Source organism: Chromobacterium vaccinii (assembly GCF_000971335.1).
GTDB lineage: Bacteria > Pseudomonadota > Gammaproteobacteria > Burkholderiales > Chromobacteriaceae > Chromobacterium > Chromobacterium vaccinii.
In genome coordinates this window covers 65577-92375 of sequence record NZ_JZJL01000012.1, presented here as the reverse complement: position 1 = coordinate 92375, position 26799 = coordinate 65577, and the positions used below count along the sequence as shown (strand labels likewise).

Annotated in this window: 22 protein-coding genes and 1 tRNA gene; 14 read left to right on the top strand and 9 right to left on the bottom strand. The window is 62.2% G+C overall.

What is annotated here, in order from left to right; translation table 11 throughout:
- The first annotated feature begins 25 nt into the window (after positions 1–25).
- The 3 genes from VL52_RS08420 (at position 26) to VL52_RS08410 (ending at position 2146) form a co-directional block, all read left to right on the top strand.
- On the top strand, positions 26–895 hold the full coding sequence (locus VL52_RS08420; RefSeq protein ID WP_046156610.1) for a carbohydrate ABC transporter permease: 870 nt from the start codon (positions 26–28) through the stop codon (positions 893–895).
- A gap of 7 nt (positions 896–902) precedes the next feature.
- On the top strand, positions 903–1748 hold the full coding sequence (locus VL52_RS08415; RefSeq protein ID WP_046156609.1) for a carbohydrate ABC transporter permease: 846 nt from the start codon (positions 903–905) through the stop codon (positions 1746–1748).
- A gap of 98 nt (positions 1749–1846) precedes the next feature.
- Entirely contained in the window at positions 1847–2146 is a 300-nt protein-coding gene (locus tag VL52_RS08410) for a hypothetical protein (RefSeq protein WP_144410194.1), read from the top strand.
- A 138-nt stretch (positions 2147–2284) separates the two neighbouring features.
- Here VL52_RS08410 and VL52_RS08405 read toward each other — a convergent pair whose 3' ends face one another.
- Entirely contained in the window at positions 2285–2578 is a 294-nt protein-coding gene (locus VL52_RS08405) for a hypothetical protein (RefSeq protein WP_046156608.1), read from the bottom strand.
- 195 nt (positions 2579–2773) lie between these two features.
- Here VL52_RS08405 and VL52_RS08400 point away from each other — a divergent pair, with 195 nt between their 5' ends.
- The gene (locus tag VL52_RS08400) at positions 2774–4087 is read left to right on the top strand and encodes an MFS transporter (RefSeq protein ID WP_046156607.1); all 1314 of its coding nucleotides are present in this window, start codon (positions 2774–2776) and stop codon (positions 4085–4087) included.
- Here the strand turns inward: VL52_RS08400 and VL52_RS08395 are convergent.
- Complete coding sequence (locus VL52_RS08395; protein ID WP_235429244.1) at positions 4075–4875, bottom strand: M90 family metallopeptidase; 801 nt, start codon at positions 4873–4875, stop codon at positions 4075–4077. The genes VL52_RS08400 and VL52_RS08395 overlap by 13 nt on opposite strands.
- A 93-nt stretch (positions 4876–4968) precedes the next feature.
- Between VL52_RS08395 and VL52_RS08390 the strand changes: the two genes are divergently transcribed.
- From VL52_RS08390 to VL52_RS08365, 6 genes are all read left to right on the top strand, one after another.
- On the top strand, positions 4969–6174 hold the full coding sequence (locus tag VL52_RS08390; protein ID WP_046156606.1) for a cation:proton antiporter: 1206 nt from the start codon (positions 4969–4971) through the stop codon (positions 6172–6174).
- Positions 6167–7300, top strand: coding sequence for a YbdK family carboxylate-amine ligase (locus tag VL52_RS08385; RefSeq protein WP_046156605.1), 1134 nt, complete (start codon positions 6167–6169; stop codon positions 7298–7300). The genes VL52_RS08390 and VL52_RS08385 overlap by 8 nt, the downstream gene beginning before the upstream one ends.
- 25 nt (positions 7301–7325) lie before the next feature.
- Positions 7326–8123, top strand: coding sequence for an NAD(+) diphosphatase (gene nudC, locus VL52_RS08380; protein ID WP_046156604.1), 798 nt, complete (start codon positions 7326–7328; stop codon positions 8121–8123).
- Between the two features lie 134 nt (positions 8124–8257).
- Positions 8258–9508, top strand: coding sequence for a hypothetical protein (locus VL52_RS08375; RefSeq protein WP_046156603.1), 1251 nt, complete (start codon positions 8258–8260; stop codon positions 9506–9508).
- A 236-nt stretch (positions 9509–9744) separates the two neighbouring features.
- Positions 9745–10983, top strand: coding sequence for a hypothetical protein (locus VL52_RS08370; RefSeq protein WP_144410192.1), 1239 nt, complete (start codon positions 9745–9747; stop codon positions 10981–10983).
- Positions 10984–11240: 257 nt separating this feature from the next.
- On the top strand, positions 11241–11591 hold the full coding sequence (locus VL52_RS08365) for a hypothetical protein (protein WP_046156601.1): 351 nt from the start codon (positions 11241–11243) through the stop codon (positions 11589–11591).
- 110 nt (positions 11592–11701) lie between these two features.
- Here the strand turns inward: VL52_RS08365 and VL52_RS24465 are convergent, their stop codons facing one another.
- From VL52_RS24465 to VL52_RS08355, 3 genes are all read right to left on the bottom strand, one after another.
- A complete protein-coding gene (locus VL52_RS24465; protein ID WP_144410191.1) occupies positions 11702–12907 on the bottom strand; it encodes a hypothetical protein in 1206 nt (401 codons plus the stop codon).
- A gap of 1209 nt (positions 12908–14116) precedes the next feature.
- Positions 14117–14192, bottom strand: a tRNA-Thr gene (locus VL52_RS08360).
- A 46-nt stretch (positions 14193–14238) separates the two neighbouring features.
- Positions 14239–14835 (bottom strand): hypothetical protein, encoded by a 597-nt coding sequence (locus tag VL52_RS08355; protein ID WP_144410190.1) that lies wholly within the window; start codon positions 14833–14835, stop codon positions 14239–14241.
- Here VL52_RS08355 and VL52_RS08350 point away from each other — a divergent pair.
- Complete coding sequence (locus VL52_RS08350; protein ID WP_046156600.1) at positions 14834–16441, top strand: methyl-accepting chemotaxis protein; 1608 nt, start codon at positions 14834–14836, stop codon at positions 16439–16441. The two genes, VL52_RS08355 and VL52_RS08350, sit on opposite strands and share 2 nt — an antisense overlap.
- A gap of 91 nt (positions 16442–16532) precedes the next feature.
- Here VL52_RS08350 and VL52_RS08345 read toward each other — a convergent pair whose 3' ends face one another.
- Genes VL52_RS08345 through VL52_RS08330 form a run of 4 tightly spaced genes read right to left on the bottom strand, consistent with a single transcriptional unit; the run spans position 16533 to position 21789 of the window.
- A complete protein-coding gene (locus tag VL52_RS08345; protein ID WP_046156599.1) occupies positions 16533–17084 on the bottom strand; it encodes a cob(I)yrinic acid a,c-diamide adenosyltransferase in 552 nt (183 codons plus the stop codon).
- Complete coding sequence (locus VL52_RS08340) at positions 17077–19815, bottom strand: hypothetical protein (RefSeq protein ID WP_046156598.1); 2739 nt, start codon at positions 19813–19815, stop codon at positions 17077–17079. The genes VL52_RS08345 and VL52_RS08340 overlap by 8 nt, the downstream gene beginning before the upstream one ends.
- Positions 19812–20237: a DNA polymerase III subunit chi gene (locus VL52_RS08335; RefSeq protein ID WP_021477573.1), complete on the bottom strand. Its 426-nt coding sequence runs from the start codon at positions 20235–20237 to the stop codon at positions 19812–19814. Before VL52_RS08335 ends, VL52_RS08340 begins: the two co-directional genes overlap by 4 nt.
- Complete coding sequence (locus VL52_RS08330) at positions 20224–21789, bottom strand: leucyl aminopeptidase (RefSeq protein WP_046156597.1); 1566 nt, start codon at positions 21787–21789, stop codon at positions 20224–20226. Before VL52_RS08330 ends, VL52_RS08335 begins: the two co-directional genes overlap by 14 nt.
- Before the next feature lie 194 nt (positions 21790–21983).
- On the opposite strand from VL52_RS08330, the gene lptF reads away from it, so the two are divergent.
- From lptF to VL52_RS08315, 3 genes are read left to right on the top strand one after another with little or no spacing between them, the layout of a single operon-like run.
- Complete coding sequence (gene lptF, locus VL52_RS08325; protein WP_046156596.1) at positions 21984–23090, top strand: LPS export ABC transporter permease LptF; 1107 nt, start codon at positions 21984–21986, stop codon at positions 23088–23090.
- A 12-nt stretch (positions 23091–23102) separates the two neighbouring features.
- On the top strand, positions 23103–24179 hold the full coding sequence (gene lptG, locus VL52_RS08320) for an LPS export ABC transporter permease LptG (protein WP_021477576.1): 1077 nt from the start codon (positions 23103–23105) through the stop codon (positions 24177–24179).
- 1 nt (position 24180) lies between these two features.
- On the top strand, positions 24181–26751 hold the full coding sequence (locus VL52_RS08315) for a [protein-PII] uridylyltransferase (protein ID WP_046156595.1): 2571 nt from the start codon (positions 24181–24183) through the stop codon (positions 26749–26751).
- Positions 26752–26799: the final 48 nt, after the last annotated feature.

Here is a 26799-nt window from a genome sequence, read left to right as displayed (position 1 = left end):
TTGAAGGCCAAGCCGGACCGCAAGCATGATGCCGACTTCCACCCGCAACGCCTGGCTGTTCCTGTCCCCCGCCCTGCTGCTGATGGGTGTGTTCACTTTTTGGCCGCTGCTGTTCGGCAGCTATGTCGCCTTCACCCGCTACGATCTGGTCTCACCGCCACAATGGGTGGGCCTGGACAACTTCCGCTACCTGCTGGACGACCCGGTGTTCATCCAGGCGCTGGGCAACTCGCTGCGCTACCTGCTGGTGGTGCCGGCCATCCAGCTGGCCGGCATCGCGCTGGCGGTGCTGGTGAACCGGGCGCTGCCCGGCATCAAGTGGTTCCGCGCAGCCTTTTACCTGCCGGTGATCACCACAGTGTCGGTGGTGGGCATCATGTGGAACTGGATGTACGCCGACTACGGCGTGCTCAACGGCGCGCTGCACTGGCTGGGATGGGTAAAGCAGGAACATGATGTCGGTTTTCTCAGCGACGAGGACCTGGCGCTGTATTCGGTGATGTTCGTCACTTTCTGGCGCGGCATCGGCTATTACATGGTGCTGTATCTCGCCGGCTTGCAGGCGATTCCGGCCGAGATGCAGGAGGCCGCGCGGCTGGACGGCGCCAATGCCTGGCAGCGCTTCTGGCGCATCACCCTGCCCATGCTCAGGCCCACCATCCTGTTCTGCAGCCTGATCTCCACGCTGGACGCGATCAAGGCTTTCGAGGAGGTGCTGGTGATGACGCGCGGCGCGCCGATGAACTCCACCTACACCGCGCTCTACTACGCCTTCCACCAAGGCTTCAACCAGCTGGATTTCGGCCGAGGCAGCGCCGCCGGCCTGGTGCTGACCCTGGTCTGCCTGCTGCTGGCCTGGCTGAATTTCAAGCTGATCCGCGCCGATCACCGCTGAGGACGACATGACCGCCATCGCCCTGAACCGCGCCGCGCCGCGCAAGCTGCTGCGCCGCCTGCCCGACTACCTGCTGCTGCTCGCGCTGTCCTTCGCCTGCGTCTATCCCGTTCTGTGGACGCTGGGCATCGCCGTAGGCGACGGCGAGCAGGTGTTCGACTTCCCGCCGCCGCTGTGGCCTCAGGGCGCCGGCTGGCGACACTTCGCCGCGGTGTGGGACGCCATCCCGCTGGGACGCTTTTTCTGGAATTCGCTGTGGATTTCCGGCCTGACCACGCTGGGCACGCTGGCGGTGTCGGCGCTGGCGGCGTTTCCGCTGGCCAAGCTGCGCTTCCGCGGCCGGCAGGCGGTGTTCTACGCCATCATCGCCACCCTGCTCTTGCCCAGCGAGATCAACTTCATCAGCAACTACGTCACCATCAGCCGGCTGGGCCTGGACGACAGCCGGCTGGGCGTGGTGCTGCCATCCATCGCCGGCGCTTTCGGCATCTACCTGATGAAGCACGCGTTCGAGGAGATTCCGGACGAGATCGTCGACGCCGCGCGAATGGACGGCGCCAGCGACTGGCAGGTGTTCCGCCGCATCTGCCTGCCGCTGTCCTTGCCCTACCTCGCCACGCTGGGCATCTTCACGCTGGTGTGGTCGTGGAACGTCTACGTCTGGCCCAGCGTGGTGCTGAAAACGCCGGATCTGTATCCGCTGTCGGTCGGCGTGCTCTATCTGAAGGGCGCGTTCGCCACCTCCACCCGGATGGTCGCCGCCGGCGCGGTGCTGACTATCCTGCCGGTGCTGGCGGTGTTCGCGCTGTGCCAGCGCTACTTCATGCGGGGAATGGATGGGGCTGTGAAATGAAAAACACAGGCTGCGGTTCCGGCGCAGCCCCGCCGCTGCACGACATGGGTCCAGCAGGCCCGTATCATGGCGATTCATCTTTCTCTCAGGAACCCAGCGTGCGCAATATTGCAATGCGGGAGCTTCTCTCCGCCCTTCTGCTCGCCCTTTCCACCGGCGCCGCGGCCGCGCCACCGGCCCGGAATCTGCCGGAACCGGCCATCACGGTCCGTTTCGACTATTACCCGCAAGACCTCGCCAGAATCCGCGCCCTGGAGCATAAACTGGCCAGCGCGATCAAACGCGCCAGGGCCGGCGAATTGGGTGAAACCGAACTGCACCTGGACGGCAATGACGGCTTTTGTACCTGTACGGCCCCGATCCGGACCGGCTATACGCGGCGGCGGGCCCCATCCTGAAACCATCCAGGCTGATGGTCCATGCCGAAGTGACAAAACAATACGCCGCCAGCTCAAAGACCTTTCCGCTGAGTAAGGACAGTCCGGATTAGATCCGCCAGCCGCCGCGGGATAGCCGCAGCCTCGACATGAGCTGGCTTAGAGATCCATCCGTTTCCTGAAAGACCTCAACGCGCAGACCAGCGCCGCGATGCCGGGTATCGCCACGCATAGGAAGATGGGAACGCCCGCCGCGCGCATCAGGAAGCCGGCCAGCACCGCCGCCAAGCCGTAGATGGGAAGAATCAGCCACTCCCATAGCGCCAGGTTGGCGGCATCCTCCGCCATCGGACGCGGCGGATGGCCCCTTCCCCGCCGGATCACGCGTATCAGGTAAAGATCCAGGACAAAGTCCAGCACGCCAAGCAGCATCCTGCCGATGAACTCCAGCATCGGAGCCTCCATGATTCGATACGCGACGGTCCGAGTCTAGCATTGCCGGATGAAGACAGTGCCCGAACAACCGCGCGCCGCGAACGAGTCTTATTGTCAGACATCGCCGCCGTCATTTAATCTGCTCGGCACGACCTTACATTCCACAACCATACGGTCGATGCATAACCATACCAAGACAAAGGAAATCGCCGCATGGACACCCGCTCCCTCTCGCCGCACCGCCCATTGAACCGGCAGGACTGCAAAACGCTGTTCCTGGCCGCGCTGGGCGGCGCGCTGGAGTTCTACGACTTCATCATCTTCGTGTTTTTCGCCGTGGTGCTGGGCAAGCTGTTCTTCCCGCCGTCCATGCCGGACTGGCTGAGCCAGCTGCAGACCTTCGGCATCTTCGCCGCCGGCTATCTGGCGCGCCCGCTGGGCGGCATCGTGATGGCGCATTTCGGCGACCTGATGGGCCGCAAGCGCATGTTCACGCTGAGCATCGTGCTGATGGCGCTGCCGACGCTGGCCATGGGCATGCTGCCCACCTATCACGAAATCGGCATGGCCGCTCCGCTGCTGCTGCTGGCGATGCGCATCCTGCAGGGCGCGGCGATAGGCGGCGAAGTGCCGGGAGCCTGGGTGTTCGTCGCCGAACACGCGCCGGCGCGCCACACTGGCTTCGCCTGCAGCGTGATCACCTCCGGCCTGACCATAGGCATCCTGCTGGGCTCGCTGATCGCCACTGCGATCAACCTGGCTTTCAGCCCGCAACAGATCGCCGACTGGGCATGGCGCGTGCCCTTCCTGGTGGGCGGCGTGTTCGGCTTGGTGGCGATGCAGCTGCGCCAATGGCTGCACGAGACGCCGGTTTTCGCCGAGATGCAGGCGCGCAAGGCCCTGTCCGAGGAGCTGCCGCTGAAAACCGTGCTGAAGAAGCATAAGGCCGCCGTCGCGCTGTCGATGTTCGTCACCTGGTTCCTGGCCATCTCCATCGTCGTCGCCATCCTGATGGCGCCGGCCTATCTGCAAAAGCAGTTCGGCCTGCCGGCGGTGGACACGCTGCGCGCCAACAGCCTGGCCATCGTCGCGCTGACGCTGGGCTGCCTGGTGGCGGGCGTGTCCAGCGACCGCCTGGGCAGCGGCCCCACCTTCATCGGCGGCAGCCTGCTGCTGGCGGTCAGCAGCTACGCGTTCTACTCGTCGATGGCGGCGCACGCCGGCCAGCTGTACACCCTGTATCCGCTGCTGGGCTTCAGCGTGGGCATCGTCGGCGCGGTGCCGCTGGTGATGGTGCGCGCCTTCCCGCCGCAGGTGCGCTTCTCCGGCCTGTCCTTCTCGTATAACGTCGCCTACGCCTTCGCCGGCGGACTCACCCCCATCCTGCTGTCCATCTGGCTGAAGTACGATGCGCTGGCGCCGGCCTACTACCTGATGCTGCAATGCCTGATCGGCCTGCTGGTGGGCTGCTACCTGCTGTTCGCCGGCAGGAAAACCGGCTCGGCGGCGCTGGCTCAGGAGGGCTGAACCGGCATCACGCTGTTCTCGTCCACCGGCGGCAGCCTGGCCGCCGGGTCCTGGCGATAGAACTGGCTCAGCAGTCGGTACAGCTCGGGATAATCCCGCCGCGCCAGATGCGGGATTTCGAAGAAGGCCTCGCTGAGCACGGCGAAGAACTCGGCCGGGTTCTCGCTGGCGTACGGGTCCAGCCAGCCCTCCACCCCGTGGTCCACCTCGCGGCAGAACTGCCGGTAGGCCTGGTTCCAGGCCCGGCTCCACGCGGCGCGGTCCATGCCCTTGTGCAAGGGCGGCGCGCCGTTGGCCGGTCCGTCCAGCATGTCGAACTGGTGGGCCGTCTCGTGGATCACCACGTTCCAGCCGTCCAGCAACGGCGATTCGTTGACGTCCGGCCAGGAAAACACCAGCGGTCCCTGGTAGTGCGCCTGGCCGATCAGCACCTGCTCGCCCTCGTGGGTGAGCCCTATCCCGTCCTGCCAGCGGTTGCGCGCCACGAACGGGGCCGGGTACAGTATCGCCTCGCGCCAGTTTTCATAGGCGCGCATGCCCAGGTTCATGCCCGGCAACGCCAGTTGCAGGGCCAGCCGGCAGCGCATGGCGTCGTCCACTTCCATGTCTTCCAGGCCGGTGATGGTCTTGGCCAGCAGCAGTTCGCCGGCCAGCCTGACCAAACGGTCTGTTTCTTCGGTCGACAAACCGACCAGCAGCGGCATGCCGCCCGCCTCGTCCCGCAACCGCGACAGCAAGGCGGCCGATATCCGTTTGCCGCCCAGGCGGCGCATCCAGTCTAATAGCATGAACTCTTGGCTCGGAATCGCGTCAGTCATTGATACCTTAGGGCGGGGAAGGAGCAATTCAATGCCCCGCCCCGCAATACAGGAGAAACCATAATGACCCTCCCTCTCTGGCACAATCTGATGCTGAACCCGCTGGCAGCGTTCGGCATTCTGCTGGCGCTGGGCGTGATAGGCGGCCAGATCGCGGTGCGCGTGGCGCGCCTGCCCGCCATCACCGGCTACATCGTCACCGGCCTCATCATCGGCCCCTACAATCTCAACCTGCTCAATCAGCAATTGCTGAACGAAGCCTCGCTGTTCGTGCAGCTGGCGCTGGGCATCGCGCTGTTCGAAGCCGGCCGCCGCGTGGACCTGCGCTGGCTGCGGGTGGAGAAAACCCTGCTCGCCACCACCCTGCTCTACTGCCTGCTGGTGTTCGGCGCGCTGTTCGCGCTGCTGAACGGCAACGGCTTCGGCGCGCCGGCCAGCCTGATGCTGGCGGCGTTGGGCATGGCCACCTCGCCCATCGTGGTGCTAGAGATCGTGCGCGAATCGCGCGCCGACGGCCAGGTCAGCGAGCGGCTGCTGACCGCCACCGCGCTGTCCAGCCTGCTGGCGATGGCCGGCTTCGCGCTGGCGCTGTCCTACACCCATCTTTCCGCCGACCACAGCGTGGAAGACGGCATCCTGATGCCGGGCTGGCTGATCCTGGGCTCGGTGGCGCTGGGCCTGGTCGCCGGCCTGGTCATCACCCAGCTCAACCGCTGGCTGGGCGGCCACCAGCGCGAGGCGCAGCGCGTGCTGCTGTTCGGCCTGATCGCGCTGCTGGTCGGCGCCGCCGACATGCTGCAGCTGCTGGCCCTACTAGCGCTGCTGGTGGCCGGCATGAGCACCCGCACGCTGCGCCACGGCTACACCGTCAGCGAGCCAGGCATCCTGTCGCTGAGCCATGTTTTCACCGTCGCCTTCTTCGTCTCCGCCGGTGCCCACCTGTCGCCGCAGGCGCTGGCCTCGCACTGGCAACTGGCGCTGCTGTGCCTGATCCTGCGCAGCGGCATCGGCATGCTGGTGTGGTGGCTGGCCGCGCGCGGCAACGGCCTCTCCCGCAAACAGGGAGCCTGGCTGGGGCTGGCGCTCAGCCCGATGAACAGCGGCTCCGCGCTGCTGCTGGGCCTGGGCATCGTGTCGCTGGGCGAAGCCGCCGCCAGCTTCAGCGCGGCGCTGATGGCCGCGCTGCTGATCAACGAGATCGTCGCCCCCGTCCTCACCCGGCTGGCCTTGCGCCTGGCCGGCGAAACCGCAGGAGCCAGCCATGCTTGAATTCAACCAAAGCCAGCCGCTCACCCTGGGCGTGGAGCTGGAACTGATGATACTGAACCGCCGCGACTACAATCTCACCCGCGGTTCCGACGATCTGCTGCTGCAGATCAACCGCAAGCCGCACGGCTTCGACATCAAGCCCGAGATCACCCAGGGCATGATAGAAATCGGCACCGCTGTCCATAGCGACGTCAACGCGATGCTGGAAGAGCTGCTCGCCATTCGCAAGCTGCTGGTGGACAGCGCCCACAAGCTCAATCTGGGTCTGGCCGGCGGCGGCGCCCATCCGTTCCAGCACTGGGAAGACCAGCGCATCTACCCCAAGGAACGCTACCACCTGGTGTCCGAGCTGTATGGCTACCTGGCCAAGCAGTTCACCGTCTACGGCCAGCACATTCACATCGGCTGTCCGGACGGCGACGCCGCGGTGCGGCTCACCCACTACCTGGCCCGCTATATCCCGCACTTCATCGCGCTGTCGGCGTCATCGCCGTTCCACCAGGGCGTGGACACCTCGTTCCAGACTTCGCGGCTGACCAGCGTCAACGCCTTCCCGCTGTCCGGCTGCATGCCGGTGGTGGATAGCTGGAGCGCGTTCAACGACTACTTCGAGCGGATGGAGGCGCTGGGCATCGTCGCCAGCATGAAGGACTTCTATTGGGACATCCGGCCCAAGCCGGAATACGGCACCGTGGAAATCCGCATCTGCGACACCCCGCTTTCCATCGAGACCCCGGTGCTGCTGGCCGCCTACGCCCAGATGCTGGCTCGGCGCTGCTTCGAGGAAGAGTGGAACGACATCTGCTCCGAGCCCTACCTCACCTATAGCTACAACCGCTTCCAGGCCTGCCGCTTCGGCTTCGACGGCGTGATGGTGGATGCCCGCTCCAAGAACCAGCTGGGACTGCAGGAAGACCTGCTGGACACGCTGCGCGCGCTGGAACCGCACGCCGAGGCGCTGGGCAGCCAGCGCCAGCTGGCGGCGCTGCGCCAACGGGCATTGAAATGCCATAGCGACAGCCGCTGGCTGCGCCAAGTGTTCGAGCAGAGCGGTTCGCTGAGCGAAGTGGTGCGGCGCCAGAGCGAGCACTGGATGTACGCCGAGCCGGGAGTCGGCGTAAACTGAGCGATTCCAATCGGATCGCCCCTTTATGCCTTTCGAACTCCCGCAACAGCCGGCGCCGGAACTGCCCGCGCGCTGGTGCGTCTTCAACGGCGGCCTGCTCTGGCTGCAAAACCAGCAGTTGCCGCCGCATCCGCCTGCCGGCTGCGCGCTGACCGGCCAGCGCTTTCTCGGCATCCACGAAGGCAGCAATCTGTTCATGGCGGACCTGGTCGGCGAAGCTCCGCCGCAAGCGGGAGAATGGCTGTCTCTGCGGCCGGCGCTGATGGCCATGCCCGCGGCCCAGGTGCAGGCGGCCGCCCGCGCCGCCCAGCTGCGCCAGTTCTTCCACAGCCACCGTTTCTGCGGCCACTGCGCCACGCCGCTGGCGGCAAACAGCGACCAGCTGGGCCGTCACTGCCCCAGTTGCGGCCAGCTGTACTACCCCCGCATCTCCCCCGCCATGATGGTGCTGGTCCGCCGCGGCCGCGAACTGCTGCTGGCCCGCAGCCCGCATTTCACGCCCGGCATGTACAGCGCGCTGGCCGGCTTCGTCGAACCGGGCGAAACGCTGGAAGAGTGCGTGCACCGCGAAACCTGGGAGGAAGTGGGCATCAAGGTGAAAAACCTGCGCTACGCCTTCTCCCAGTCCTGGCCTTTCCCGCACTCGCTGATGCTGGCCTTCACCGCGGAATACGACGGCGGAGACATCCGCCCCCAGGAAGGCGAAATCGAGGATGCCGGCTGGTTTGACATCGACGCGCTGCCCACGCTGCCCTCGCCGATCTCCATCGCCCATCACCTGATCGCGCATGGGCGCGAGCTGATTCGCAACAATGCCACGTAGTTTTTCTGGCGAAATATTAAATTTTATTTAACTTCGCTATCTAGTAAACCCGCCTGGCCATCGTTCCGTTTTGCTAATTGCCTCCCGCTCAACCCCGCGCGGGAGATCCCTGACTCGCCAAGACGGAATGCCATATGAAAGTAAAATACACCCGTGAGCTGACCCTGGCGCTGTGCCTCGGCGCCGCATACGCCGGCGCACAGGCCGCGCCCATGACGGTGGACAGCCTGGACGGCCCGGTCACCGGCAATGAAATCCAGTCCTTCATCGGCTTCATCCAGGGCATGCAACCCATCGCCTCCGAGTCCGGAGAAATGTGGAGCCAGGGCAGCGATGGCCAGGCGATGAAGGCGATGTCCCAGGTTTACGATATCGCTCCGCGCAAGGAAATCATCGACAAAATGACCGACTACTGCGACACCCTGCTGTCGCAGCGCAACGACATGCTGCCTGCCCCTTCCGGCCAGCGCATGATCTGGACCGGCCGCATCGACCCGGTATGGCCGAACACTCCGGACAAATCCCCGATTCAGACTGGCGGCGAGCAAGGCGATCCGGTCGGTCATCTCGCAAGCTGCGCCCGCGCGATCCTCAAGACCCCGGTGCTGTACAAGCAAAATGTAGCGGGCGGCGACCGCTACCGCTTCGGCGCCACCTATCTGCAACGCGCCAAGACTTATCTCGCCGAAGCCGACAAGACTGTGGACCAGCACATCCTGAAATCGCTGCTGACGATGAAGGACGGCCGCATGTATTTCGCCGACAACTCGCCATACCAAGGCGGCAAGCCGGTGCCTTGGTATCAGCAGATGATGTTCGATTATGGTTTCATGAACCTGGCCCAGGCCCATGAACTGCTGAAAGACGATCCGGCCCGCGTCCAACGCTACGACGCCATCGTCAAAACCAATCTCGACTGGTTTTTCCAGTCCGGCCTCACCCGCTATACAGACAAAGCCGGCAAAGCGGCCTACAACTGGGCCTACGCCATGCCGGCCACCGGCGGCGAGGACTGCAATCACGGCAGCATGGACGTGTACGGCTTCTACCGCCTGTTCCTGAGCGGCCGTTACGGCCTCGCCGCCAAGCAGATGGAGCCGTTCGGCGACACCGTGGCTGACGTGATGCGCCTGGGCGACCGCGACTACTCCGGCCGGGTGGATGGCAGCAGCGACAACACCAGCAAGCACGGCGGCGAAACCAACTACCTGCGCACCGGCTTCATGCTCGCCGCCCTGTCCCGCCCGGATGCCTACTACGCGATGATGAGCGACGCCGGCATCCAAGACGGCGGCTCCTCTGGCGCGCCGGGCGTCTACGCCAACTTTCTGACGATCAAATCCCTGCGCGCCGGCAGTACCGCCAGCAAGGGCGAGAAGCATTGATCTGAACCAGGCGGCGAATCATCCGCGCGCCTCGGCAGCGCGGATGATTCACTTACTTCGCCCACAAATAGATGCTTGGCGGCAAAGGTCAACATCCCCCGATCCTTCAAGCCACGCAAGTAAAACCACGTACAGCCCGCTTCCCGCCTCACCAGAAATTCAAATAGAATATTTAATCTAGAAAAGCATTGCAAAATGCCGCTCGCCTCGTTTACTTCAGGATAAAAGAGCCAATCGTGAAACAGAAAACCCCGCTGGGACTTGCCTTGATATTGACCTTGCCCCTTGCCTGCGCAACCGCGCAGGCGGCCGCCATGACCGTGGACAGCCTGGACGGACCGGTCACCCGCAACGAAATCCAGTCCTTCGTCAATTACGCGCAGGGGCTGCAACCGGGCGCGTCCAATGTCGACAACGAATGGGCGCAAGGTCGCAGCGGCGAAAATCTGAAAGCCATGGCCCTGGTTTACGACATCGCGCCGAGCCAGCCCCTGCTGGACAAGATGGTGTCTTTCTGCGACGCGCTGCTGTCGGAACGCAACGACATCCTGCCGGCTCCAGCTGGCCAGCGAGTGATCTGGACCGGCCGCATCGATCCTGTATGGCCGAACAAGCCGGACGTCAGCCCAATCCAGACCGGCGGCGAACAAGGCGACCCGGTGGGCCACTTGGGCAACTGCGCCAGGCAGATCCTGAAAACCACTGCGGTATACAATCAGAAAGTGGCCGGCGGCGACCCCTTCCATTTCGGCGCCACCTATCTTCAGCGCGCCAAGACCTACCTTAGCCAAGCCGACAAGACGGTTGACCAGCACATCCTGAAATCGCTGATCAAGCTGACCGACGGCAACCGCATGTACTTCGCCGCCAACGCGCCATACAAAGCCGGCCTGCCTGTGCCGTGGAACCAGCAGATGATGTTCGGCTACGGCTTCCTCAACCTGGCACAGGCGCACGAACTGCTGAAAGACGACCCGGCCCGCGTCAAACGCTACGACCAGATCTTGCAAGCCAATCTGGACTGGTTCCTCCAGTCCGGCCTCACCCGCTACACCGACAAGGCCGGACGCCCCGCCTACGATTGGGGCTACACCATGCCCGACACCTCCGGCGAAGACAACAGCCATGGCAGCCTGGATACCGCCGGCCTGTATCGGCTGTATCAAAGCGGACGCTACGGCCTACAAGCCGTGCAGCTGGCGCCCATCGCCAACACCGTGCTCGACGTGATGCGCCTGGGCGACCGCCACTACGCCGGCCGCCTCAACGGCACCACCGGCGCCGGCAACAGCAAGGACACCAACTACCTGCGCAGCGGCTACCTGTTCACCGCGCTGTTCCAGCCCAGCGCCTACTACACCATGATGAGCGACGCCGGCATCCAGGATGGCAGCAACGCCTCCCGCATCGACGCCTTCTCGCGCTTCCTGGCGGTGAAAGCCGCGCGCGCGGCCGGCGGCGGCAAGCATAAATAACGACTGGTGCCTCCCGGCGTTTCATCCCCAGAGATAAACCGCACAGCCAGGCTGTGCGGTTCTGTTTTTGTGTGCGTCACCGCGGCTGCGGCCAACTCCTGCGGTACGAATAACAACTTGGCCTGAATTTCGTCGCGGATACCATTCGGATAGGCCCAGCCATACTTTTGGTGACAGCCGCCTCCAATTCGAGCAGTATGCGCGCAGCCTAAGCCACAGCGCCTTCAGGCACTTGTTCAGTGTGACGTATAAGTCTTATGCTGGTGAAACCCCTTCTTTTCGCCGCTACGTTTTTGCGGGAGGACGTCGGAATCATCCCGAACAACACTAGCGGATTCGACGATGCGGGCAAGACCCCGCGGGTGTTTTACGAGAACGAGATTCTGCCGCTGCTGGCACGACTCGAGGAGCTGAATGAGTGGGCGGGGGAACGGGGGTGGGGTTTGGGGAGTATGCGTTGGCGGTTGAGGCTTCCTGAGTCTGCTTTTCCCTTGGCAAATCCCCGCAATTGCGGGGATTTTTCTTATGAAATAGGAAAATCTGATAGCTATATTTTCCGCCAACTCCTCATTCATCGCATCGATGATAAATTTCTTTTTAAATATTAACAACACCTCACTTAAAAAAATGAAAACAAAATGGATCAAAATTTTACAACCCATCCTTGACCAAGGAAATTTATTGATAAACTTCCCGCTCATCTCAATACATTAACACCTTAAGATAACGGACTAACCTCCACTAAAGTGTGAGGCTTAACTACTGGCTGAAAATTAGTTATTGAATGCAACGAGACACTCCCATAATGCAGTTTCTCAGCATGCTCGATACTAACATTTTTTATTAGTTCTCCTTTTGAATTAAAAATGTTATATGAGTCCGGAAAGCTTTTTTTGTCAATATAATCCTTGGGATCTATCAAGTCAATTTTTGGTATATCACATTCAAAAATATATACATCACCCCCTGTACTTGCTGCTAAATTAGGATCATCAGCCACACATGAACCCAGATCCTCATCCAGAGTGAAGCTCTGAAATCTATCATGATTTTTTAGATCCTTCTGCACAGCCTGCGTTAGTGCTGTATTCAAACTCTTATACAAACTTCGACACATCACAACTCGTTCAGTAGGTTTTAATTTATTATAGCTATCACTATCAGGTGCCTTTATTTCAAATTTTGAAATCGAAGCAAGCAATTCCTTCCGCACTCTCTGAGAATTATCACCCGGAAAAGCTTCTAAAAATCCAACCGCCTTATCAATAATATTTTTAGACGCTTCAAATGAATAACTATCACTATTCCGAGCATCAACCCCATTGGGAACAAAACCAGTTTCTACTTTCGGCGCAGTACAGTTCAGCTCTCTAACATGCGAATTCGCATGATCCACAATTGAATATTTCGAAGGCGCAGGATTAAAACCATCATGTGCACGATCACAACTAGGCTTAAGTCCATACGTTATTTTTATATTCTCTGCCTCAGATTTTGAAACTTTAACAGATCGAAAAACTCTTTCCACTCCCAAATAATCTGAATATGCTTTTCTAGCATCCCAACAATTTTCAAACTTTCCATGTTTACTCACAAACTCACAAAATCCATGGATTCTTGATGAGGCACATATTGCAGGATCGACCAAAAGTTCAGTGCAATTTGGATCTAATGCACTGAGAAATTGATGTAACATCTCTCCCGTCACAACGCTATTATTCCGACCAGGATACATCTTTAGTGCAAACAAATGGGGATCACCCATCTCCTTACATAACGCTTTCAATTCTTCTTCTCTATGGCTATATACAATAGAATGCACCCCTCCCTCACCTCTCATGCTCTCCACACCCACCCCTGACGCAGGCGAAACCTGAGCATATTGCATATTTGATTGCAACAGCAATCTAGGACTATTAATCATTCATACTCTCCGCATCTTCTAAAATATTGAAATTTTTCAAAAAATATCTTCAAAGCTACCTAGCCGATTCTAAAACCGCCACAAAAAATCATAAGGAACTCACTCAAACAATTAACATGACCAAATAAGTCATCACATCAAATTAAATCACTCTGCAAAATAAACACTCCATATGAAGTTCCCTTTCAATACCTCTGCCGAAAACCTTTAAATTACCATTAATTTCATAGTCAATCTTTCAAAAATCGATCATTTTCGCTCTTCCAGTAGACTTCACCAAAGCAATAAAGAATGGATGATACGTATTGCAACCGTACAAAATTCGACTAAATAAGCAGATAGCACAGCTTGCAGTCTCAATCCGAAATCAGGTTATGCTCGGACCGCCTCATCGTGGGCCTTTCATCAGGCTGAACCAGCCCCACCGCAATATGCCACCAACATTAAATCTGCTTCCGATTCCTCAGCGCGCGCAGTCGAAACCTCGCTCCGCTCGCTTCATGTGTGGGAAAGCGTGCAACCGCATGAGCCGGCAGGAAAGCCCGTCAGCACCGGGCCTCATGGACGGTAGAAACCCGCTGGAAAACTTGCGGATTCATGCGCCTAAGCTCATGCAAAGGAACGAGCGTGGTCTAGCAGAACTGGGGGGGCGTCAAAAAATGCTGGGGAGGGGGTCGCCGGAATGGTAACCAGTGATAGGTGACGGCGTAAAATCGACCTAAACCATTGAAATACAATGATTTTTCAGGTTTATTTTTCGAGGTCACCAGCGGTAGCCGATACAGTAACAAAAATCTAAGTATTTGATTTTATTGAGATTAAAAATCTAAAGGTTACAAGGTATAGAGGTAATCTGATTACTTATAGGCTATTGATTTGTTACTTTTCTCCATGCCTTGCAATGCCTTGAATTTACTCGGAGAAATGGCCTTCCTGCGTGACAGGTTACCGATGTTACTATTTTTCTAGCCCCCCATCACTTTGGAAAAACCCACTCACACGCATAACGCCCCCCCACACGTACATGTATGTGTGTGCGTGCACTTGGAGCCCTCAGGAAAAAACCGTGTACTTGGCTAGCCTGTTAGGGTGGGAATGATTTTTGTAGAAGCCGTAGGGTGGAATTTGATACGCAGAACAGCGAGGTTGAAACTGATGGCTTCTTAAATGAAATCAGGGGTTTGCGTATGCAAACCCCTGATTAGAATTTGGTGCCGGCGGCAGGAATCGAACTCGCGACCCCCTGATTACAAGTCAGGTGCTCTACCAACTGAGCTACACCGGCGAAGAGAGACGCATTATGCCCGGCTGTTTATTGCTTGGCAAGAGTCTTAGTGCTTTTTCTTGTGCTTATGATGCGGCTTGGCGGCTGCCTTCTTGTTATGGGCCTTATGCTTATGCGCTTTGGCGGGCTTGCGGGCTTTCTTTTGAGCGTGATGCTTGGCCTGCCCTTTTTTCAGATGCTTGCCGCCTGCTTGGGCGCGCTTGTTTTTGGCGGCATGCTTGGATTTCGCGCGGTAAGGCTTGGCTGCATGTTTTTTGGCGTGGGCCTTGCCGGATTTGGCATGCGGGGCCTTGGCTTTGCGCTGCTGCGCATGGGCGGCAGGCTTGGAAACGTGGCTTGGCGCGGCTTTGGCGCGGGGCTGGTGCAGCGGCTTGGCTGCGGGGGCGGGCTGGAAGTCGCCAGGCAGCGGCTGGTCTTCCGGCTCTGCGTGGCTCAATGGGCTGGCTATGGCCAGGCCGATGGCGATGAACGGGCTTATCAGCTTGATCAGGTTCATTTTTTTATAGGATTCGTTTGAGGGAAACCGTTGATCGGAATCATGGCGGTATTTGCCTATATTAGCATGAGTGCGGAAGGCGGCCAGAAACCGGGCCCGGCCGAAGCAGCGTAACGAAGGATGTGCTGGATCAGGAGTGACTGCCATGAAGCTTTCCACCCGCCTGGGCATTCTGGTATTTAACGCAGGCCTGGGCCTTATCGTATTGGCGGGCGTCGCCTTGTACAGCCTGCATGATTCGCAGCTGGAAGACCGCCGTTCTCAGATTCGCACCTTGCTGACGCTTGCGGGACAGCAAGTTTCTCATTTCCAGAAGCTGGAGCAGTCCGGCAAGCTGTCCCAGCCGGAAGCGCAGCGGCGGGCGATCGAGGCGATGAGCAGCCTGCGCGACAAGGGCACTTATGTTTTCGCCCGCGGCAGCGACAACCTGGTGCTGGTTCACCCGGACAAGCGCAAGCTGGGCAAGAACGATCCCGGCGAAAAGCTGCCGGACGGACGCACGCTGGTGCAAGCTTACGAAGACGTGCTGCGCGACGCCGATTTCGGCTTCGTCCAGATTCGCACCCGCCGCCCCAATGGCGACGTGCCGCTGCCCAAGCTCAACGCGGTGATGCGCATCCATGGCTGGAACTGGACCATAGGCACCGGGGTGTTCCTGGATGATGTCGACCAGGTGTTCGACAGGCTGGCGCTGCGGCTGCTGCTGATCGGCGCGGGGATGCTGGCGGTGGTGATCGCGATGGCCTGGCTGGTGGCCCGCTCGATCTACGCCGTGATAGGCGGGGAGCCTTATGACGCTTCGCGCACGGCGCTGGACATCGCGGCCGGCGATTTGACCTTGAGCGTAAAAAGCGAAGGCCGCGGCAGCCTGATGGAGGCGATAGCGACGATGCAGGCCAGCCTGCGCGGCATGATACAGAGCCTGCAGCGCGGCGCGACCGATCTGGAGCGCGCGGTAGGCGGCCTGAGCGGCCAGGTGGAGCGCATCAACGACGCGGCGCACCAATCGCTGCTGGCGACGCAAGGCACCTCCCGCGAGATCGAATCCATGGCGGCTTGCAGCAATCAAGTGAGCGCCTGCGCGGGAGAAACGGAGAGCGATTCGCTGCGGTCCTGCCGGCTGGCCGGCGAAGGCGAGAAGCTGGCGATGCTGGCGGCGGACGAAATCCAGCTGGTATCGGGACAGATCGCCAGCGCGTCTTCGCTGATCGGCGGCCTGACCGACCGCTCCCGCGAGATAGACGGCATCGCCGGCGAGATCAAGGAAATCGCCGACCAGACCAATCTGCTGGCCTTGAACGCGGCGATAGAGGCGGCAAGAGCCGGAGAGACCGGGCGCGGTTTCGCCGTAGTGGCGGACGAAGTGCGCAAGCTGGCCGAACGCAGCGCCCAGGCCACGGAAAGAATCACCGGCATGGTGAGGCGGATCCAGGAGGATACCGGCTCCGTGGCGGACAGCATGAGCGAGGTGAGGCCGCTGGTGGCCCGCGGCGTGGAGCGCGCGAAAGAGGCCGCCCAGGCGCTGCGCGAGATCAACCAGGGCGCCGAGCACACGCTGGACCAGATCCGCACAATGGCAAAGGTGGCCACGGAGCAGGCTGAGGCCGGTCATAGCGTCGCCACCAACGTGGCGTCCATCTCCCAGATGGTGGACGCGTCCCAAGCCTCGGTATCCGAAGTGAACGGCAATGTCGAGGCGCTGTCCGCGCTGGCCCACCAGCTCAAGGACTCGGTGGCCAAATTCCGTCTGTGATAAGCGCTCCTGCCCTATCCGAGCGACAGGCAGCCCGCTGCGGAATGAAAAAGGGCGGTTTTCGCCGCCCTTTTTCATTCCGCCATGGCGCTCAGCGCGTCCTTCCCGCCCGCCACAACACGTCAGGCACGCCCTGTTCCCGATTCAGGTAGCGCGCGAGCACGAACAGAAAATCCGACAAGCGGTTCAGATAACGGCGCAAGGCCTGGGACAGTTCTTCCTCGCGGGCCAACGCCACCACCGCGCGCTCAGCCCTGCGGCAAACGGAACGCGCCTGGTGCGCCAGCGCGGCGCTGCGCAAGCCGCCGGGAAGAATGAACTCCTGCAACGGCCCCAGTTCCTCGTTCATGAAAGACACCAATGCCTCCAGCGCCTGCACATGGCCGTCGGAAATGGCGATGTAGCCGGGCACGGCGAGTTCCGAACCGAGATCAAACAGATCATGCTGGATTTCCGCCAGCCACTCCGCCATCGGCTGCGGCGGAGACTCCGCCAGCAACACGCCGATCACCGAGTTGAGCTCGTCGACATCCCCAAGCGCCTGGATGCGGGCGCTGTCCTTGGCGACGCGGCTGCCGTCGCCCAGGCCGGTGGAGCCGTCGTCGCCGGTGCGGGTGATGATGGAGGACAAACGGTCACTCATGCCCGTCCTCCCCTATCCTGCGCACGCCGTCGCCATCGCTCAGCGCCTGCCGCAAACTTTCTTTCAGCGCATCGCCGAACAGCATTTCATAATCCTCTTTCAATTGGTGCATCATCCCGGACAACATTTGCTTGGCCTGCACCTCGATCGCGTCCTGCAGCCAAAGCGACAGCTCCACTTTCATCCGCGGCAGCATGCGTTCGTACAGGGAGTTGAACAAGGCCTGCTCGTCCAGCACCGTCGCCGGCGGCCCTTGCCGCCCAGCCCCGGCGGCGGACGACATCGCCGCCACCTTGACCACCGAAACGGGCGCATCCAGCGCCATCTCCTGCGGCGGCGCAGGGGCATCCTCCGGCGCAGGCGCGGCCAGGCTCCGGCCCAACAGGCCGGACAAGGCCGGCATGTCCTCGTCTTCCAACGGCGCGGGCTGCGGCACCGCCTCGTACAAGGTGGACACCGCGTCGCCATGCCCCTCTGCCACGGGCTCCGCCTGGACATTTTCTGCGTGCGCATCCACAGCCTGCGGCGTCGGGACGGGTTCCGGCAAGGCCGCTTCCAGAGAAACGGCCCCCAGCGCCGCAAGGTCCGCGTCAAGGGCCGGCTCGGCCAGGGAGCGAGCCGCCTCGGCAGGCTCCGCGAAACCATCCATCGCCTCAGCATGTGCCGGATGGGCGTCCGGGGCCAGCTCCGCGAGCTCTGCCGGTTCGGTCATTGCCGCCGGCTCCGATGGGGCCGTTTCATCCGACTGCGCGCCATCCAAAGAGGAAGGCTGCGGAACGGACTCATCAGACGCCTCCATCTCTGCGTGCGGAAGCATCGCATCAGTGGAAGCCTCTTCGGCAAATCCCGGCCCGACATCCGCCACCGGCTCCAGAACCGTCGACTCGGCCAATGCCGCCGGCTCCGACTGGATCACGACATCCGGCTGCGCGCCATCCAAGGACGACGCCAGATCAGTCTCGCCAAACGGTTCCGCCTCTGCCGGCGAAAATTCGGCATCAGCCGGCTCGCCCTCCCCCAATGTCTGCTCGACATCAGGCACAGGCGCCAAGCTCTTGGCCTGCTCAACATCGGCTTCTATCCGCTCAGACGCTCCGCCCTCCGGAGGCTCGGCCTCAATGAACGGCGCGGACTCGGCCACAGCCTCCTGCTCGACAAGCAAGGGCGTGGTCTCAAGCACAGCCTCATCCTCAACAAGCGCATCGGCAGCAAGCTCAATCGGCTCGGATGCAGGCTCCAGTCCAGAATCCACCAACGGCTCCGCGTCGGCGACCGGCAGCGCCTCTTCCGCCAACTGCGGGACATCCGCGTCAAATGCCTCCACCGGCATGCCGGGATCAAGCGCCGCCTCGGTCTCCGACGGCTCATCCGGCACGGTGAACGCCTCCATCTCCGGCATTGCCTGCGCCATATCCGCCTCAGCAGCGGCAACCGGCTCCGCCGGACTCTGCTCAAGCGCCTGGCGCTGCTCCAGCGGCATCGCGGCCAACGGAGCGACCGACGCGTCCGCAAATGGCTGCGGCGCTTCGCTCTCCAAGCCAGGCGCCGCATCGTGAGCGGCGGCATCCGCCTCTGCAGTTTCCTGCGCCTGCTCGATGTCAGCCGTGGGCTGGGCGATCTCGGCCTCAAGGCCTGCATCGGGCAAAGCGCCGTCGGCCTCCGCCGCATGCGGGACTTCCGACTCAACCACAGGGGCCTCGATGGGCTGCGCCGCGGCGATGGATGGCTCCTCCCGCTGCGGCAAGCCGAACGCTTCGGCCACTTCTCGATTGGCGGCCTGCTGCTTTGCCCGCTCTTCCGCCAGCACGCGCTCCGCCTCGGCGATCATGTCCTTGATCGTCGGCTTGGGCGGCTCGGCCTGCTGTTGGGACGGCAGCTCTGACAGCCACTCCAGCCCGCTGGACGGCGGCGGCTCGCGGCCTGCGCCGCCACCCAGCACGCCGCTGGGCAGGCTGTCGATGGAAATGGAAGTGAATGGCGGCGACGCATCGGCCGCCTGGGCCATCGGCACTGCATCAGCCGGAGAGGCCTCCGGCGCGGACTGCGCTGCGCGCCCGTCCGCCGCGTCTGGAATCGGCAGTTCGGGAAGGGATTCCACCTCGACAGGCGGCGTCTCAATCGCGCCCTCCGGCTCCAGCGCCGGCAGCTCTTCGGGCGCGCTCTCGGCAGCGGGCTGATGCGCGTCGGCGGGAAGCTCGCTGGCGGCGGCCACCACATCGCTCCAGCCCATCTCGTCCGGAACGGCCGCCTCCGCGGCATCTTCCGCTGGCGCCACCGGATGCGGCTCGAACGGCACCTCGCCAGACGGCTGCGGATCGGCCCTGGCCATCAACTCAGCCAGTCCATCCGCCTCCGGGGCTTGCGCCTCGGCCTTGGGCTCCAGCACGAAGCCCAGCTCCTCGCCGTCGGCCGCGATGTCGGCGTCCGCCAGCTCCAGCGACGGCAAACCGCTGAAATCCAGGCCGCCGGCCGGCTCGGCTTCCGGCTTGGGCGCCTCCAGCAATTCGTCCAGCGTCAGTTCGGGAATTTCCAGCTGAGGTTCGCCCTCGTCCAATTCGGCCGCCAGCAAATCCAGCTCGGAAGAGAAATCGAACTCGGGCACCTCCGCCTGCGCTTCCGTGGATGCTTCCTCGGCCAGTGTCGGCACGGCCTGTTCGTCCACCACTTCAGTCAGGACCGGCAGGTTGAGGCCGCTCCAGTCGGGCTCGTCGGCTTTCGGCGACTCGGTCATGGCGTTTGGCTCATGTCGTGATGTTCGATCGCGCAACCGTGCTCACGGTAGGCACGGAAACGCTCGCGGGCGGTGGCCAGCGACTCCGGGTCGCGCCCCACTATTTCAAGAATGCGCTCAAACCTGCCGAATTCATAGGGCAATTGCGGCCCCAGATTCAGCAATACCGGGTGGGTCAAGTCGTCCGGCAGGCTGGCCGCGAGCCAGACCGGCGTCTCGGCCGCGCCCGGCTCGCCCAGCCGGCAATGCGGCACGAAGCGGGTATCGCCGAAACTCCACAAGCGGTTGCTGAACACTTCGACGCTGCGTTCGCTGTCCAGCCAGATCAGCAACCGTTCCTTCTTGCGCTGCACGGTATCCGCCAACCTGCAGGCGAAAGCCTGCGGATCGGCGACATTGGTGTAGAAATCAATCTTGCTCATCGTCTGCCACTTCGGGCGCCTCGCGGCGCGGGCGGCCGCGGCGCACCACGTTGCCCAGCGCGATGTCGGCGCGGTCTTGCAGGAACTGCACCAGCAGCGGCACCGGACGCGCGGTGGCGCCCTTGTCCTTGCCGCCCTTCCAGGCGGTGCCGGCGATGTCCAGGTGCGCCCAGTCGTAGGCTTTGGCGAAACGGGACAGGAAGCAGGCCGCGGTGATGCTGCCGCCCGGGCGGCCGCCGATATTGGCCATATCGGCGAACGGGCTCTTCAGCTGCTCCTGGTATTCATCCCACAGCGGCATGTGCCAGGCGCGGTCGGCGACTTCCTCGCCGGCGGCCAGCAACTCGCGCGCCAGGCTGTCCTGGTTGCTGTACAGGCCGGTGGCGATATGGCCCAGCGCGATCACGCAAGCGCCGGTCAGCGTGGCGACGTCCACCACCGTGGCCGGATTGAAGCGCTCCGCATAGGTCAGCGCGTCGCACAGGATCAGTCGGCCTTCGGCATCGGTATTCAACACTTCGATGGTCTGGCCGGACATCGAGGTGACGATGTCGCCCGGCTTGACCGCATTGCCCGCCGGCATGTTTTCGCAGGTGGGCACGATGGCTACGATGTTCAGCGGCAGATTCATCTCCACCACCGCGCGGAACGCGCCCAGCACGGTGGCGGCGCCGCACATGTCGTACTTCATCTCGTCCATGCCCTCGCCCGGCTTCAGCGAGATGCCGCCGGAATCGAAGGTGATGCCCTTGCCCACCAGCACGATCGGCTTGTCGTTCTTATCCTTGGCGCCCTGGTGTTTGAGCACGATCAGGCGCGCTTCTTCGCTGCTGCCCTTGGCCACGGACAGGAAGGAATGCATGCCCAGCTCGGCGATTTCCTTAGGTCCCAGAATCTCGGCCTCGCCGCCGAAAGCATCGGCGACCTTGCGTCCTTCGTCGGCCAGATAGCTCGGCGTGCAGACGTTGCCCGGCAGATTGCCCAGGTCTTTGGCCAGCTTCATGCCGTTGCCGATGGCCAGGCCGCGTTGCAAGCCTTTCTCGCCGTCGGCCAGATCGCTGCGGCGCGGCACCGCCAGCGTCAGCTTGCGCGGTTCGCGCGCGGACTCGTCCTGCTTGCTCTTGAAGCGGTCGAAGCGGTACAGCGCGTCCAGGGTCACCACGGTGGCCTGCTCGATCATCCACTCCACGTCATGCTTCTTGACGGTCAATTCGGACAGGTAGCTGACGGCCTCGCTGGCGGAGGTCTGGGTCAGCGCCTTGACCGAGGCGCGCACGGCCTCGCGGTATTCCTTGGCGCGGAACTCCCGCTCCTTGCCCAGGCCGACCAGCATCACCCGATCGCACAGCGTGTGCGGCACCGAATGCAGCACCAGCGTGCTGCCCAGTTTCCCCTCCATATCGCCGTGGCGGATCACGTCGCTGATGAAGCCGTTGGAGATGCGATCGAGCAGATCGGCGGCAAAGGTGAGCTTGCGCGATTCATAAACGCCGACCATCACGCAGGCGACGCGCTGCTTCTCCGGGCTGCCGCTTTTTATGTTAAATTCCATAGGTACTCCGCTGTAGAACGAGTGTCGTTGCGCCACCTCATGACGGCCGTCTAAGCTCGGGAAAGACGGACGGCTCGGCCGCCGGTAACGCAGGATTGTTGTATTAGTCCAAATTTGCCGGAATTGGCGATTCAGAATTGTCTCATCGAATTATCACAATGCTTTTCACAAAAAGTCAAAAAGGCACTGAATAAATGGTTTTTCAAAAAAGCCTGACACGGGAATTGACTTTAACCGCGCTGGGCGTATTCGTCGTGCTCCTCGCCATCATTGTTTCCACCCAAGCGATCAATCTGCTGGGGCGGGCGGCGGAGGGGCAGATCGCGAACGAGGCGGTCACCGCGCTGATCGGTTTCTGGACATTGGGTTTTTTCCCGGTTCTGATGATCCTGACCGTGTTCGTCAGCGTGCTGGTCGTGCTCACCCGCACCTGGCGCGACCATGAGATGGTGGTCTGGCTATCCGCCGGCCTGTCGCTGCGCGACTGGATCTGGCCCATCATGCGCTTCACCGTGCCGCTGGCGGTGCTGATCGCCGTCGTGACGCTGTTCGTCGGCCCCTGGGCGGACCAGCGCAGCCAGGATTACGCGGAAATCATCAAGCGCCGCGAAGAAATCTCCGCAATATCGCCGGGCGTGTTCAAGGAATCGGCATCGTCCAGCAAAGTGTATTTCATTGAAAATTATTCCGGCCTGCACAGCGCCGCCACCAATATCTTCATGCAGGATATGACCGACGGCAAAGTGAGCTCCATTTTCGCAAAGCGCGGCTATATTTCGATCAAGCCGGACGGCGAGCGCGTGCTGGTGCTGGAAGACGGCAAGCGCTATGTCGGCGAACCCGGACAGGCCGATTACCAGATAGGCGATTTCAAGCGTTATACGGCCAGCCTGGGAGACAGCCAGGCCTCGACCGGACCGGCCAGCAACCGCCAGTCCATCCCCACCAGCGTTCTCCTCGCCGGCAGCGGCAACCCCGAATACCGCGCGGAGCTGGCCTGGCGCCTTTCCATGCCGATCAGCTGCATCCTGCTGGCGCTGCTGGCGCTGCCGCTGTCCTATTACAATCCGCGCAGCGGCCATACCTACAATCTGCTGTTCGCGCTGCTGGCCTTCTTCGTCTATCAAAACGGCCTGACCCTGACCCGAAACTGGGTGGGCCAGGACAAGGTGGGCGTCTGGGCGGTGGCGCTGGTGCACGCGCTGCTGCTGCTGGCGGCGCTGCTGCTGCTCAAACACCGCGATCGTCCGCAGGCGCCTTTCTCGCATTCCCTGCGCCTGATGTTCAGCAAGAAAAGCTAAGCCGCCACGTCGATGAAACTCATACACCGCTACATCATCAGCACCCTGACCCAGTCCACGCTGTTCACCTTGCTGGCGCTGCTCGGCCTGTACGGCTTTTTCGATCTGCTGGGCGAAGTGCCCGCCCTAGGCACAGGCACCTATACCGCCAGCGTGATGGCCACCTACGTGGCGCTGCTGGTCCCCGGCCACGCTTATGAACTGATGCCGCTGGCCGTGCTGATCGGCGGCATGGTGGCGATGACCCAGCTGGCCAGCTCCAGCGAATACACGGTGATCCGCACCTCCGGCGTCACGCTGGGCCAGATCGCAGCCACGCTGCTGAAGTTCGGCCTGGGCTTCGCCGTGCTCACCATCTTGCTGGGCGAATTCGTTTCGCCGTGGGCGATGCAGGAGGCCGAGCGCACCAAGCTGACCGCCACCCACTCCATCGTCGCCAAGGAGTTCCGCTCCGGCACCTGGGTGAAAGACAACCAGAATTTCATCAACGTGCATGAAATGCTGCCGGACAACACCCTGCTGGGCATCCGCATCTACACCTACGATCAGGACTTCAAGCTGGAGCGCACCCGGATCGCCGAGCGCGGCACCTTCTCCAAGCAGGACCGCAGCTGGCAGCTGGAAAACGTCAAGGAAACCGTGCTGGCCGCCGATCACACCATCAGCAACGCCTACCCGGCGCTGAAATGGAAATCCATCATCGAACCGGAAATCCTGTCGGTGCTGCTGGTGGTGCCGGAACAAATGTCGGCGCACAACCTGCTCACCTACATCGAGCACCTGAAGAAGAACAAGCAGCAGACCCAGCGCTACGAGATCGCGCTGTGGAGCAAACTGTTCTACCCGCTGGCCTGCATTTCGATGGCGCTGGTGGCGCTGGCCTTCACGCCGCAACAGCGCCGCCACGGCCAGTTGGGCATCAAGCTGTTCGCCGGCATCTGCCTGGGCGTGACCTTCCACTTCGTGAACCGCCTGTTCGGCCACCTGGGCTTGCTATACGACTGGAACTCCATCCTGTCCGCAACCTTGCCCACGCTGATCTTCTTCCTGGGTGGCATCGGCATCATCGCGAAACAGGAAAGGCGCTGACATGACACTTGCGGCCACCCCCCTGCAGCGCTGGCGGCAGATGCTGGCCGACAAGCGACAACAACTGGCAGACGCCTACCGCGCCGACCGCGACGCGCCGGCCTTCCTCCGCCATTACAGCCAGGCGGTGGACCAGGCGCTGGCCGAGCTATGGCGCGAGCAGGGCCTGGACGAACTGGCCACCCTGGCGGCGGTGGGCGGCTACGGCCGCGGGCAGCTGTTCCCCGGCTCCGACGTCGACATCCTGATCCTGCTGCCCGACCAGCCATCCGCCGAAACCAACGACAAGGTCAGCCATTTCATCGGCCTGATGTGGGACATCGGCCTGGAAATCGGCCACAGCGTGCGCACGACGGACGAATGCCTGCGCGAAGCCGCCGGCGACATCACCATCGAGACCAATCTGCTGGAAAACCGATTGGTGGCCGGCCCAGCCGAGCCCTGGCGCAAGCTGATGACGCGGCTGGAGGCGCAGCGCGACCCGCTGGCCTTCTTCGAAGGCAAGACGCTGGAGCAGCAGCAGCGCCACACCCGCCACTTCGGCGTCAGCAACAACCTGGAACCCAATCTGAAGGAAAGTCCGGGCGGCCTGCGCGATCTGCACACCATCCTGTGGATCAGCAAGGCGGCGGGGCTGGGCGACAACTGGGATTCGCTGGTCCGGCGCGGCATCCTCACCCTGGCCGAGGCGCGGCTGATCAAGCACAGCGAGGAGCAGCTGCAGAAGCTGCGCATCGATCTGCACCTGCTGGCCCGCCGCCGCGAAGACCGGCTGATCTTCGACCTGCAGCAACAGGTGGCGCAGGCCTGGGGCCTGGCCGACACCCCGGCCAAGCGCGCCAGCGAGCAACTGATGCAGCTTTACTTCCGCGCAGCCAAGACAGTGAACCAGCTCAACGGCATCCTGCTGCCCAATCTGCGCGGACGCATCTACAGCCAGGTGCCGCGCGTCACCCAGCACATCAACGAATACTTCCACGCCGTCAATGGCATGCTGGGCATCCGCGAGGTCAATGTCTTCGACAAACACCCGCACGCCATACTCGAAGCCTTCCTGACGCTGCAGCGCCACCCCGAACTGTCCGGCTTCGCCCCGCGCATGCTGCGCGCCCTGTGGCACGGCCGCAGCCAGATCAACGACCGCTTCCGCCAGGATCCGCGCAACCGCGCAACCTTCATGCAGATCTTCCGCGAGCCCGCCGGCCTCACCCGCACGCTGCGGCGGATGAACCTGTACGGCATCCTCGGCCAGTACCTGCCCAACTTCGGCCAGATCGTCGGCCAGATGCAGCATGACCTGTTCCACGTCTACACCGTGGACGAGCACATCCTGATGGTGGTGCGCAATCTGCGCCGCTTCGCCATCAGCGCCTACAACCACGAATACCCGTTCCTGTCGCGGCTGATCAACGATTTCGAGCGCCCCGAGGTCCTCTATCTGGCCGGCCTGTTCCACGACATCGCCAAGGGCCGGGGGGGCGACCACTCCCAACTGGGCATCGCCGACGCCGAGGCCTTCTGCCGCGACCACGGCTTGCCTCCGGAAGACTGCGAACTGGTCGCCTGGCTGGTGGGCCAGCACCTGACAATGTCCAGCATCGCGCAGAAGCAGGACATCTACGACCCGGAAACGGTGCAACGCTTCGCCGATCTGGCGCGCACGCCGCGCCGCCTGGCCGCGCTCTACCTGCTGACCGTGGCCGACATCCGCGGCACCAGCCCCAAGGTGTGGAACACCTGGAAGGCCAAGCTGCTGGAAGACCTGTACCACGCGACGCTGCGCGTGCTGTCGCGCGGCGGCGAGATAGACCTCGCTTCAGAGCTGGAAGCGCGCAAGAACCAGGCCCGCGCCCAGCTGCGGCTGCACGCGATACCGGACGGCGCCGAGGCCGGCCTGTGGGCGCAGCTCGACACCGTCTACTTCCTGCGCCACGAGGCCAAGGAAATCGCCTGGCACGCCCGCGTGCTCAACCGCCAGCTGTCTCCCGACCTGCCGCAAGTGCGCGCGCGGCTGGCCGACGACCACGAAGGCCTGCAGGTGCTGATCTATTCGCCCGACAAGCCGGAACTGTTCGCCCGCGCCTGCGCCTTCTTCGGCCGCACCAACTACAGCATCGCCGACGCCAAGGTCTACACCACCCGCCACGGCTATGCGCTGGATACCTTCCACGTCTTCGTCCCCGAGCACCACGACGGCGACTACCGCGACATGATCAACTTCATCGAGTTCGAACTGGCGGCGGCGCTGGCCGCGGACCAGCCCTTGCAGCTGCCGCCGCAAGGCCGGATCAGCCGCCACTTGAAGCATTTCCCGATCACGCCGCAGGTATCGATCCGCCCGGACGACCGGGACAACGACTTCATCCTGTCCATCGTCGCCGGAGACCGCCCCGGCCTGCTCGCCCGCATCGCCAAGGTGCTGGCCGATTACCGGCTCAATGTGCAGTCCGCCAAAATCATGACCTTGGGCGGCCGGGCCGAGGACTCGTTCCTGATCTCCGGCGCCGCGCTGAAGGACGACAAGACCTCGCTGGCGCTGGAAGCCGCCCTGATCGCCGCGCTGCGGGTCTGAAATCCTGCTTGGAATATTCCACATCATGACGTTAACATTGCATTGCGC

Bases quoted from the DNA above. Each gene is read 5' to 3' on its own strand.
- VL52_RS08335 (WP_021477573.1), bottom strand. From the start codon at position 20,237: ATGAGCAAGATTGATTTCTACACCAATGTCGCCGATCCGCAGGCTTTC.
- VL52_RS08375 (WP_046156603.1), top strand. From the start codon at position 8,258: ATGAAAGTAAAATACACCCGTGAGCTGACCCTGGCGCTGTGCCTCGGC.
- VL52_RS08400 (WP_046156607.1), top strand. From the start codon at position 2,774: ATGGACACCCGCTCCCTCTCGCCGCACCGCCCATTGAACCGGCAGGAC.
- VL52_RS08345 (WP_046156599.1), bottom strand. From the start codon at position 17,084: ATGAGTGACCGTTTGTCCTCCATCATCACCCGCACCGGCGACGACGGC.
- VL52_RS08390 (WP_046156606.1), top strand. From the start codon at position 4,969: ATGACCCTCCCTCTCTGGCACAATCTGATGCTGAACCCGCTGGCAGCG.
- VL52_RS08405 (WP_046156608.1), bottom strand. From the start codon at position 2,578: ATGCTGGAGTTCATCGGCAGGATGCTGCTTGGCGTGCTGGACTTTGTC.
- VL52_RS08395 (WP_235429244.1), bottom strand. From the start codon at position 4,875: ATGCTATTAGACTGGATGCGCCGCCTGGGCGGCAAACGGATATCGGCC.
- VL52_RS24465 (WP_144410191.1), bottom strand. From the start codon at position 12,907: ATGATTAATAGTCCTAGATTGCTGTTGCAATCAAATATGCAATATGCT.
- VL52_RS08340 (WP_046156598.1), bottom strand. From the start codon at position 19,815: ATGACCGAGTCGCCGAAAGCCGACGAGCCCGACTGGAGCGGCCTCAAC.
- lptF (WP_046156596.1), top strand. From the start codon at position 21,984: ATGGTTTTTCAAAAAAGCCTGACACGGGAATTGACTTTAACCGCGCTG.
- VL52_RS08385 (WP_046156605.1), top strand. From the start codon at position 6,167: ATGCTTGAATTCAACCAAAGCCAGCCGCTCACCCTGGGCGTGGAGCTG.
- nudC (WP_046156604.1), top strand. From the start codon at position 7,326: ATGCCTTTCGAACTCCCGCAACAGCCGGCGCCGGAACTGCCCGCGCGC.
- VL52_RS08330 (WP_046156597.1), bottom strand. From the start codon at position 21,789: ATGGAATTTAACATAAAAAGCGGCAGCCCGGAGAAGCAGCGCGTCGCC.
- lptG (WP_021477576.1), top strand. From the start codon at position 23,103: ATGAAACTCATACACCGCTACATCATCAGCACCCTGACCCAGTCCACG.
- VL52_RS08355 (WP_144410190.1), bottom strand. From the start codon at position 14,835: ATGGCAGTCACTCCTGATCCAGCACATCCTTCGTTACGCTGCTTCGGC.
- VL52_RS08350 (WP_046156600.1), top strand. From the start codon at position 14,834: ATGAAGCTTTCCACCCGCCTGGGCATTCTGGTATTTAACGCAGGCCTG.
- VL52_RS08415 (WP_046156609.1), top strand. From the start codon at position 903: ATGACCGCCATCGCCCTGAACCGCGCCGCGCCGCGCAAGCTGCTGCGC.
- VL52_RS08365 (WP_046156601.1), top strand. From the start codon at position 11,241: ATGCTGGTGAAACCCCTTCTTTTCGCCGCTACGTTTTTGCGGGAGGAC.
- VL52_RS08315 (WP_046156595.1), top strand. From the start codon at position 24,181: ATGACACTTGCGGCCACCCCCCTGCAGCGCTGGCGGCAGATGCTGGCC.
- VL52_RS08420 (WP_046156610.1), top strand. From the start codon at position 26: ATGATGCCGACTTCCACCCGCAACGCCTGGCTGTTCCTGTCCCCCGCC.